Genomic DNA, 8,990 nt, shown 5'->3' with positions numbered 1-8,990 from the left:
CTTCTAACTTACTCTCATCAGTTCCCTCTGTCAAATCGACCATTCCGGCCTGATCTTCCAGATGATGAACGTCTGAGGGTTCGTCGGTGATCCTTCGAGTGGTGCGGGACCTGTGGTCCGCCGCTTCCATCGGATCGTGCTGCTTCCGGGGCGTCTCCTGCAGGTCCTTGTTCAGTCCCTGCCTGGCGTCTCCGTCGTCGGCAACGGGTTAAACATTAGGGGCACCTCGTGCCGCCGGTCAAATCGCGCGAATCCCGGGCGTGTCGCGGGCTTCTCTCCTGGTAAACAAGGAGATGACCCGCGACGGCGGCGTCGGGTTCAGGCCGCGGGCCTCACGATTCCCACGGACTTCTTGCCGCGGCGCACCACGGCCCAGCCGCCCGCGAGAGCGTGATCGGCCCCCAGCACCAGCTCCGGGTCGTCGACGCGCTCGTTGTTCACGTACGCACCGCCCTCCTGCACCGCGCGGCGCGCCGCGGACTTCGAGTCGACGATCGCCGCGGCGACCAAGGCGTCGGTGACCGTCGCACCCGCCTCGAGCGCCACTCCCCCGAGCTCCTGCGCGCAGCCTCCCAACGTGTCGGCGGACAGCGTCGTCAGCTCGCCCCGACCGAAGAGCGCCTGCGACGCGTCGACCGCCCCCTGCGCGGCATCGTCCCCGTGGACCAGCGAGGTGACCTCCCACGCGAGAGTGCGCTGCGCCTCGCGACGGAACGGCTCCTCGGCGACCTTCACCTCGAGAGCCGAGATCTCCTCGCGCGTGAGGAAGGTGAAGACCTTGAGGTACCCGATCACGTCGGCGTCGGCCTGGTTGAGCCAGAACTGGTAGAAGGCGTACGGGCTCGTCATGGCCGCATCCAGCCACACGGTGCCGGACTCGGTCTTGCCGAACTTGGTGCCGTCCGCCTTGGTGATGAGCGGCGTCGCCATCGCGTGCACGGACCGGCCCTCCGCCTTACGGATCAGCTCGGTGCCGGACGTGAGGTTGCCCCACTGGTCGGACCCGCCGGTCTGCATGGTGCAGCCGTACCTGCGGTACAGCTCGAGGAAGTCCATGCCCTGCAGCACCTGGTAGCTGAACTCCGTGTACGAGATGCCGTCGTCCGAGTTGAGGCGACGGGCCACGGTGTCCTTCGCGAGCATCGTGCCCATGCGGAAGTACTTGCCCACGTCGCGCAGCAGCTCGATCGCGGACATGTCCTTGGTCCACTCGAAGTTGTTGACCATCCGGGCGGCGTTCTCGCCCTCGAACGACATGAAGGGCTCGATCTGACCCCGGATCCGCTCGACCCACTGGTGCACCACCTCGACAGGGTTGAGCGTGCGCTCACCCGCCATCTTCGGGTCGCCGATCAGGCCGGTCGCGCCTCCCACGAGCATGAGCGGCTTGTTCCCCGCGAGCTGGAATCGGCGCACGGTGAGGATCTGCACCAGGTTGCCGATGTGAAGGCTCGGCGCCGTCGGGTCGAAGCCGCAGTACAGCGTGATCGGCCCCGCGTCGAGGGCCGCACGCAGCTCGTCCTCATCGGTGGTCTGGGAGATCAGCCCGCGCCAGGCGAGCTCGTCAAGGAGGTGCTCAGTCATGATGCCGCCATTGTGCCAGGACGCACGCGCACGACGAGCGCGAGGGGCACCGCCAGCACTGCGACGGCGGCGCCTGCGAGCGCCAGCCCGCCGTAGCCCGCCTGCACCGCCACCACCCCGGCGAGACCTGCCCCCGAGGCGCCGGCGAGAGTCGTGAGCGCGTCGGCGCGGCCCTGCAGACGGGGGCGGAGGCCCACGGGCGTCCGCGCCGCCAGCACGGCCGACCCGGCGACCATGGCGAGGCTCCACCCCACTCCCAGCAGCACCAGCGCCACCGAGATCGGTCCGAGCGCACCGCCGCCGGCAGCGGCGACCACGCCCGCGGCCGCGAGCACCGCCCCGGACGCCGCGGCCACGGGCGCGGGTCCCCACCGGTCCACCAGCCAGCCCGACAACGGCGATGGGACGTACATGGCGGCGACGTGCCACGCGATGACGGCCCCCACCGCACCGATGCCGTGGGAGTGCGCGGTGAGGTGCACGGGCGTCATCGTCATGATCGCGACCATGACCGCCTGCCCGATCACCATGAGGCCGATCCCTCCCGCGACCGGTACACGCCACCGGCGCGGGTCGACGGCGGGGGACGATGCGGCGGTCGCCCCCGCGACGAGCGCCCGGGAGGTGAGGAGCGGGTCGGGTCGCAGCAAGGCGGCGAGCACCACGGCGCCCAGCGCGTACGCCGCGCCGGCGACCACGAACGGCCCGAGGAGCGGGTTCAGGCCCCACCCCGCGACAGTCTCGCCGCTCCACCGCGCGGAGACGGGTCCCAGCACCGCGCCCGCGGTGGTGGCCATCAGCACGATCGCCATCGCCGTCGCGCGCCGATGGGTGGGCGCGAGGTCCGCGCCCGCGAAGCGGGCCTGCAGGTTCGCGGCGGACCCGGCTCCGTAGACGAGGAACGAGGCGAGCAGCAGTGCGACGCCGCCGGACTGGCCTCCCACCACGATCCCCACGGCCCCCAGCGCCCCGGCGCCGTAACCCACCGCGAGACCCACCCGGCGGCCACGGTGGTCGGACACGCGAGCGATCGCCAGCGCGGCGAGCGAGGCGCCCACCGTCATGATCACGGCGGGCACGCCCGCGGCGGCCGCGGATGACCACACCTCGGTGGCCAGCAACGCGCCCACGGTGATGCCCGCGGCGAGCCCGAATCCGGACATCACCTGCGCGGACGAGACGACGATCAAGGTGCGGCGCTGGACCGCCTGCGGGTTCACGTGCACACCTTGCCATGCCGCAACGCTCAGGCGGGGACCGGCCGGGTCCCGTCGATCACCCACCCGGCCGCGTCGCGTGCGCCCTCACCGGCGAGGTGACGGTCCTCCGCCACGTGCCACCGCTCCCACTCGGCACGCATCGCCTCACCGTCGCGGGCGATCCCGCGCGCGAGCCGGAGCTCCCAGGGTGCGTCGACGTAGATGACGGACGAGGCGTGGACGCGGGCCGCGCGCGAGGCGACGCCGACACCCTCGATCACCAGAGCATCGTCCACCGGAACCCTGATCTCCTCCGCACGCGCGGACGCGTGCCAGTCCCAGCGGCGGAAGCCGCCGGTCTCTCCGCGCGCGAGAGGCTCGAGCACCTGCGCGAGGACTCGGTCGAGGGTGGACAGCCCGGTCCAGCCCTCGTACATGTCGTCACCGTGGAGCACCTGCGCGCCGAGCGCGGCGCCCAGGCGCGCGGCGAGGGTGGTCTTGCCGGATCCTGCGGGACCGTCGACCAGCACCAGCCGGGTACGCCCCAGGCGCGCGGGCGCGCCCAGCGTCCCGACGACGAGCTCCCCGAGAGTCGGATTCACGCGCCCAGGCTAGCCACCGGCCGCGTCACGGCCCGCACCCCCATGCCGACAAGGTGGGGCCGGGCGCGCGCGATCGCGTCGCGCACGGACGGCAGCTCGAGCGACGCGCGGTGCGCAGCCTCGGACTCCCACACCTCGGTCACCCACACCGCGCCCGCATCCTCGGCATCCTCTGCGACGAGGTAGGCGAGGTTGCCCGGCATGTCGCGAGCACCCTCCACCAGCGCGGCGACCACCTCGGGCCGCCCGTCCACGGTGGTCCGCAACTGCCCCACGAGTCCGTACATGCACCTCTCCCTTCCTTGCCTCGACGCTACGACGAGGCTCCGACATCGAGGGCTACGGTGGAGCCATGCACCCGTCGAGCGCGAAGATCATGGACCTGCTCGCGGCGCACGGCCTGCACTCGCAGGTGCGCACCCTGGCCGAGTCGACGCGGACGGCCGCGGAGGCAGCGGCGGCGCTGGGCTGCGAGGTGGGGGCGATCGCGTCGAGCCTGGTGTTCCTCTCCGACGGCGCCCCCATCCTGGTGCTCACGAGCGGCTCGCACCGCGTGGACACGGATCTGCTCGCGGACCAGATCGGCGCTCGCATGATAGCGCGCGCGGACGCCGCCGCGGTGCGCGCGGCGACCGGCCAGCCGATCGGCGGGGTCGCCCCCATCGGCCACCCGTCGCCGGTGCCGACGTACATCGACGTCGAGCTGAAGAAGCACGGCGAGCTGTGGGCCGCCGCAGGCACGCCCCATGCGGTGTTCGAGATCTCGTACGACGACCTCGTGAGCCTCACCGGCGCCGCGGAGGTCGCCGTCGAGTCCTAGAGAGGCTCGACGCTCAGCCGCCAGGTCGACGGCTGGATGGCGGTGTTGCGGACGGTGGACCACGCGCCGAGCGTGCCACGCGTCCCGCCCCACGAGGCCTGCCAACCGTAGGTCGCGCCGGTGGCCGCCTTCTTGGTGACGCCCGTGAACTGCAGGACGTCGGTGCTGCCGTCGCCGTCGACGTCTCCGAGCGCGATCTCGCGGGAGCTCGGCGTGACGCCGCGCGCCACCGCGTCCGCCCACCGCGTCATGCTCCGGTTGCCGCGGCCGTACGAGATCGCCCAACCGGCGGGCGATCCGTCCTGCGAGGACGCGCGTCCCGTGAACCACAGGACGTCGGTACGACCGTCGCCGTCGAAGTCGCCCAGCGCGAGCCGCTGCTTGACCGGGGTGACGTCGGTGCGGAGCACCGTCACCGCGGGCGGCATGTCGCCGCGCACGCCTCCGTAGGACACCGCCCAGGTGGAACCGGTGAACGCGAGCACGTCGGTGCTGCCGTCGCCGTCGAAGTCGCCCAGCTCGACCGGGGTGGAGGCCGGCGTGGCGGTGCTGGGGAGAACGCTGGCGGGCCAGGAGAAGGAGCGGGACTCCCGTCCGTACGCGACCACCCAGCCGTAGAGCTGCGGGTGCTGCGCTGGCGTGCGTCCCGTGAACTGGAGCACATCGGTGCGACCGTCGCCGTCGAAGTCGCCCAACGCGAGGCGCTGCTTGGCAGGCGTCGCGGTCGACGCCAGCACGGAGCGCCACCCGCTCATGGACCCACGCGCGCCGCCGTACGCGATCACCCATCCGTAGGGCTGGCCCGCCGCGACCGCGGACTTGGACGCACCCGTGAACCACAGCACGTCGGTGGCGCCGTCGCCGTCGAAGTCGCCGAGCTCCAGCTGCGCGTTGGCGGAGGTGACGGTCGAGGTGCGCGCCTTCACCCACGGCGTGAACGCGCTGGTCGCGGTGCCGTACGCGATCTGCCATCCGGTGGTCTCGCCGCCGGCGAGACCGGTGAGATTCATGACGTCGGTGTGGCCGTCGCCGTCGAAGTCGCCGTACTCGAGCGACGTGGTCGTCGGACCGGTGAGGGTGTCGAGCGCGGCGGTCCACCGGGTCATGACCGGCGCGCCGCGCGAGGTGCGCCAACCCCTGGCGCCGCCGGCGTCCGCCTTCGTGGCGGTCACGCTGGCGAAGTCGACGATGTCGGCGCGGTCATCGCCGTCGACGTCCACCTGCCACTCGCGCACGCCGTGGCAGTACTGGGTCGACGCGTCGCGGTCGGGGTTGTCGCTGCCGCATTCGACCGTGCCGCCGGTCGTGGTGGTCGTCACGGTGCCGTCCTCGACCGGCTCCACCGCCGCGCCGTCGAGCGTGCCGACCGAGGACTTCAGCCGGAAGTAGCCGACATACCAGCCCTCCTTGGTCGACACGTTGCCGTACGCCGCCACGGAGCCCGGGGCGACGGCCTCATAGTCGTGTCCCGCGCCGTCGGTGACGGAGATGTGGGTGACGTTCCACCAGATGCCGGTCTCGGGGTCCCGGTAGTCCTTCTGCGACGCCGTCTTCCCATCCCAGTGCTCTCCGAAGAACACGACGTCGCCGGGCAGGGCGGCGGACGCGTCGGGCAGGGCGTAGAACTGCTTGACCTGCGCATTGGTCCCGCCGGTGCCCAGGTCGATTCCGGCCCGCGAGTAGGCGTACCGCACCAGCCCGGAGCAGTCGAGGAAGCCGTCCGCCCAGGTGATCCGGGCGTCGTTGGCGAGGCTCGCGGTCGGGCCCGGGCCGCGCGTCGAGTGACCGTACCCGGCCGACCTCCCGTAGGGCACCTCGCGGTCCACCGCGTACTTCGCTCCGGCCACGATCGCGGCGCGCGACCCCGCCACCACGGATGGTTGCGCGGCCTCCGCCGGCGTCGCGCTCACGGACACCGCGACCGCGCTCATCGCCACGATCAGCGCGGCGGCGACCCGCGCGCGCAGGCGACCGGGGATGGCGGGAGGGTTCACCCCACCCTCATCGGCGCGGGGCGCGCCATTGTTGAGCCCCGCGCCACGGTTGGCAGCGCTAGCAGGCGCTTCAGGCGGTGGTCCAGGGGCGGAAGTGCCGGACCCGTGCCCGCGCCGCCTTGCCCTGCTCCACCACCCTGGCCGGCGCCGTGCCCCCGACACCGTCGCGTGCCGCGAGCGACCCCTCCACGGTGAGCACCTCGAGCACCCCGGGCGTGAGCTCGGGGTGGATCGCGGCCATCTCCTCGGCGGTGAGCTCGTGGAGCTCCTTGCCGCGCTTCTCGCACAGCCGCACGCACGCACCGGCGACCTCGTGGGCCTCGCGGAACGGCGTGCCGTTCTTCACCATCCACTCGGCGATGTCCGTGGCGAGGGAGAACCCGGCGGGCGCGAGCTCCGCGAGCCGCTCGACCTTGAACACGAGCGTCCGCACCATGCCGGTGAACGCGGGCAGGATCACCTCGAGGGTGTCGACCGCGTCGAAGACGGGCTCGTGCACCTCCTGGATGTCGCGGTTGTACGCGAGCGGCAGGCCCTTGAGCGTCGCGAGCAGGCCTGTGAGGTCCCCGATGAGACGGCCCGCCTTGCCGCGCGCGAGCTCCGCGATGTCAGGGTTCTTCTTCTGCGGCATGATGCTGGAGCCCGTCGAGTACGAGTCGTCGAGCGCGACGAAGCCGAACTCCACGGTCGCCCACGCGATGATCTCCTCGGAGATGTGCGACAGGTCGACCCCGATCATGGCCGCCACCCACGCGAACTCCGCCACCACGTCGCGCGAGGCGGTGGCGTCGATGGAGTTCTCGCAGGGGCCCAGGAAGCCGAGCTCCGCGGCGACGGCGGCCGGGTCGAGGCCGAGGGTGTTACCCGCGAGGGCGCCGCCGCCGTACGGGGAGAACGCGGCGCGCGCGTCCCAGTCGGTGAGTCGCTCGACGTCGCGCAGCAGCGGCCACGCGTGCGCCATCAGGGCGTGGCCCAGGGTGACGGGCTGCGCGTGCTGGAAGTGGGTGCGCCCCGGCATGGGCGCGTCGAGGTGGCGGTCGGCCTGGCCGAGCAGCGCGTCGACCAGGTCGAGGAGCTCGGCCGCGATCAGGCGGGCGTGACGGCGCAGGTACATGCGCGGCAGCGTGGCGATCTGGTCGTTGCGCGACCGGCCGGCGCGGAGCTTTCCGCCCAGGTCGGTGCCCACGCGCTCGATGAGCACGCGCTCGAGCGCCCCGTGCACGTCCTCGTCGGACTCGGCGGGCAGCAGGCTGCCGGCCGCGACGTCGGCACGCATCCCCTCGAGCGCCGCGGTCATGTCCGCGGCCTCCGTGGCGGTGAGCAGTCCCGCCCGTTCGAGAGCGTGCGCGTGCGCGATCGAGCCGCGCAGGTCGTCGTCCGCGTAGCGCCAGTCGAAGTGCGTCGACTTCGACAGCCGCGCGAGCGCCGCGTCGGGTCCGCCCTCGAAGCGTCCGCCCCAGAGCGCGCCCTCGTTGGTGCCCTGCTCCCCTGCCATCACTGCTCCCTGCTGCTCAGATGTGGAGGCGGCCGCGCCCGGGTCCGGACGCGGCCGCCGACTACGACGACCCTAGAGGCCCAGGCGCGCCTCGCGCGCGGCCGCCTGCTTCGCGGCGAGGCCGTAGATCTCGATGAAGCCGCGCGCGGCGGACTGGTCGAACGTGTCGCCCTCGTCGTACGTCGCGAGGTTGAAGTCGTACAGGCCCGTGTCGGAGCGACGGCCGGTGACCACGGCCTTGCCGCCGTGCATCACCATGCGGATGTCGCCGTTGACGTGGCGCTGCGTCTCCTCGATGAACGCGTCGAGCGCACCCTTGAGCGGGGCGTTCCACATGCCGTCGTAGACCAGCTCGGTCCACTCGTCGGAGATCCGACGCTTGTACCGCGCGACCTCGCGCTCGACGGTGACGTTCTCGAGCTCGCGGTGCGCCTCGATGAGCGCGATCGCACCGGGTGCCTCGTAGATCTCGCGGCTCTTGATGCCCACCAGGCGGTCCTCGACGATGTCGATGCGGCCGATGCCCTGCGCGCCCGCGCGGCGGTTCATCTCCTCGATCGCCTGGAGCGGGGTGACCTTCTGCCCGTCGATCGCGACGGGGATGCCCTGCTCGAACGTGATGACCACCTCGTCGGGCACCGGCGGGAATGCCGGGTCGTCGGTGTAGTCGTAGATGTCCTTGGTGGGCGCGTTCCAGATGTCCTCGAGGAAGCCGGTCTCGACGGCGCGGCCCCAGACGTTCTGGTCGATCGAGAACGGGTTCTTCTTGGTGGTCGCGATCGGCAGGTTGTTGCGCTCGGCGTAGTCGATCGCCTTGTCGCGGGTCAGAGCGAGGTCGCGCACCGGCGCGATGCACTTGAGATCGGGGGCCATCGACACGATGCCGACCTCGAAGCGGACCTGGTCGTTGCCCTTGCCGGTGCAGCCGTGCGCCATGGTCGAGGCGCCGAACTGGCGGGCGGCCTTGACGATGTGCTTGACGATCACGGGCCGCGACAGCGCCGAGACCAGCGGGTACTTGTCGTGGTACAGCGCGTTCGCCTTGAGGGCGGGCATGCAGTACTCCTCGGCGAACTCGTCGCGGGCGTCCGCGACGTACGCTTCGACGGCGCCGCAGTCGAGGGCACGCTGGCGGATCACCTCGAGGTCCTCGCCGCCCTGGCCGACGTCGACCGCCACCGCGATGACCTCCGCGCCGGTCGCCTCCGCGATCCAGCCGATGGCGACGGAGGTGTCGAGGCCTCCGGAGTAGGCCAGGACGATGCGCTCTGCCATGGTTCTTCTTCCTTACGTTGG

The 8,990-nt window shown here is 71.9% G+C and carries 8 protein-coding genes; 1 reads left to right on the top strand and 7 read right to left on the bottom strand.

Annotated elements, in window-relative coordinates; translation table 11 throughout:
• Nucleotides 1-318 precede the first annotated feature (318 nt).
• From tyrS to AOM01_RS13680, 4 genes are read right to left on the bottom strand one after another with little or no spacing between them, the layout of a single operon-like run.
• Nucleotides 319-1,584, bottom strand: coding sequence for a tyrosine--tRNA ligase (tyrS, locus tag AOM01_RS13695; RefSeq protein ID WP_062294550.1), 1,266 nt, complete (start codon nt 1,582-1,584; stop codon nt 319-321).
• Nucleotides 1,581-2,804, bottom strand: coding sequence for an MFS transporter (locus AOM01_RS13690; protein ID WP_228374317.1), 1,224 nt, complete (start codon nt 2,802-2,804; stop codon nt 1,581-1,583). The genes tyrS and AOM01_RS13690 overlap by 4 nt, the downstream gene beginning before the upstream one ends.
• Before the next feature lie 26 nt (nt 2,805-2,830).
• Nucleotides 2,831-3,385, bottom strand: coding sequence for an AAA family ATPase (locus tag AOM01_RS13685; RefSeq protein ID WP_062294547.1), 555 nt, complete (start codon nt 3,383-3,385; stop codon nt 2,831-2,833).
• Nucleotides 3,382-3,672, bottom strand: coding sequence for a putative quinol monooxygenase (locus AOM01_RS13680; protein ID WP_062294545.1), 291 nt, complete (start codon nt 3,670-3,672; stop codon nt 3,382-3,384). The genes AOM01_RS13685 and AOM01_RS13680 overlap by 4 nt, the downstream gene beginning before the upstream one ends.
• Nucleotides 3,673-3,737: 65 nt before the next feature.
• Between AOM01_RS13680 and AOM01_RS13675 the strand changes: the two genes are divergently transcribed.
• Entirely contained in the window at nt 3,738-4,205 is a 468-nt protein-coding gene (locus AOM01_RS13675) for a YbaK/EbsC family protein (protein ID WP_062294543.1), read from the top strand.
• Here AOM01_RS13675 and AOM01_RS13670 read toward each other — a convergent pair.
• The 3 genes from AOM01_RS13670 to AOM01_RS13660 form a co-directional block, all read right to left on the bottom strand.
• Entirely contained in the window at nt 4,202-6,199 is a 1,998-nt protein-coding gene (locus AOM01_RS13670) for a C40 family peptidase (protein ID WP_062294541.1), read from the bottom strand. The genes AOM01_RS13675 and AOM01_RS13670 overlap by 4 nt on opposite strands.
• Before the next feature lie 70 nt (nt 6,200-6,269).
• On the bottom strand, nt 6,270-7,694 hold the full coding sequence (argH, locus tag AOM01_RS13665; RefSeq protein WP_062294540.1) for an argininosuccinate lyase: 1,425 nt from the start codon (nt 7,692-7,694) through the stop codon (nt 6,270-6,272).
• A 72-nt stretch (nt 7,695-7,766) separates the two neighbouring features.
• The gene (locus AOM01_RS13660) at nt 7,767-8,969 is read right to left on the bottom strand and encodes an argininosuccinate synthase (protein WP_062294538.1); all 1,203 of its coding nucleotides are present in this window, start codon (nt 8,967-8,969) and stop codon (nt 7,767-7,769) included.
• Between the last annotated feature and the right edge of the window lie 21 nt (nt 8,970-8,990).

The organism is Demequina phytophila, from assembly GCF_000971135.1.
GTDB classification, from domain to species: domain Bacteria; phylum Actinomycetota; class Actinomycetes; order Actinomycetales; family Demequinaceae; genus Demequina; species Demequina phytophila.
Note: the sequence above shows the minus strand (reverse complement) of the source record. Positions and strands in the feature narration are given on the sequence as shown.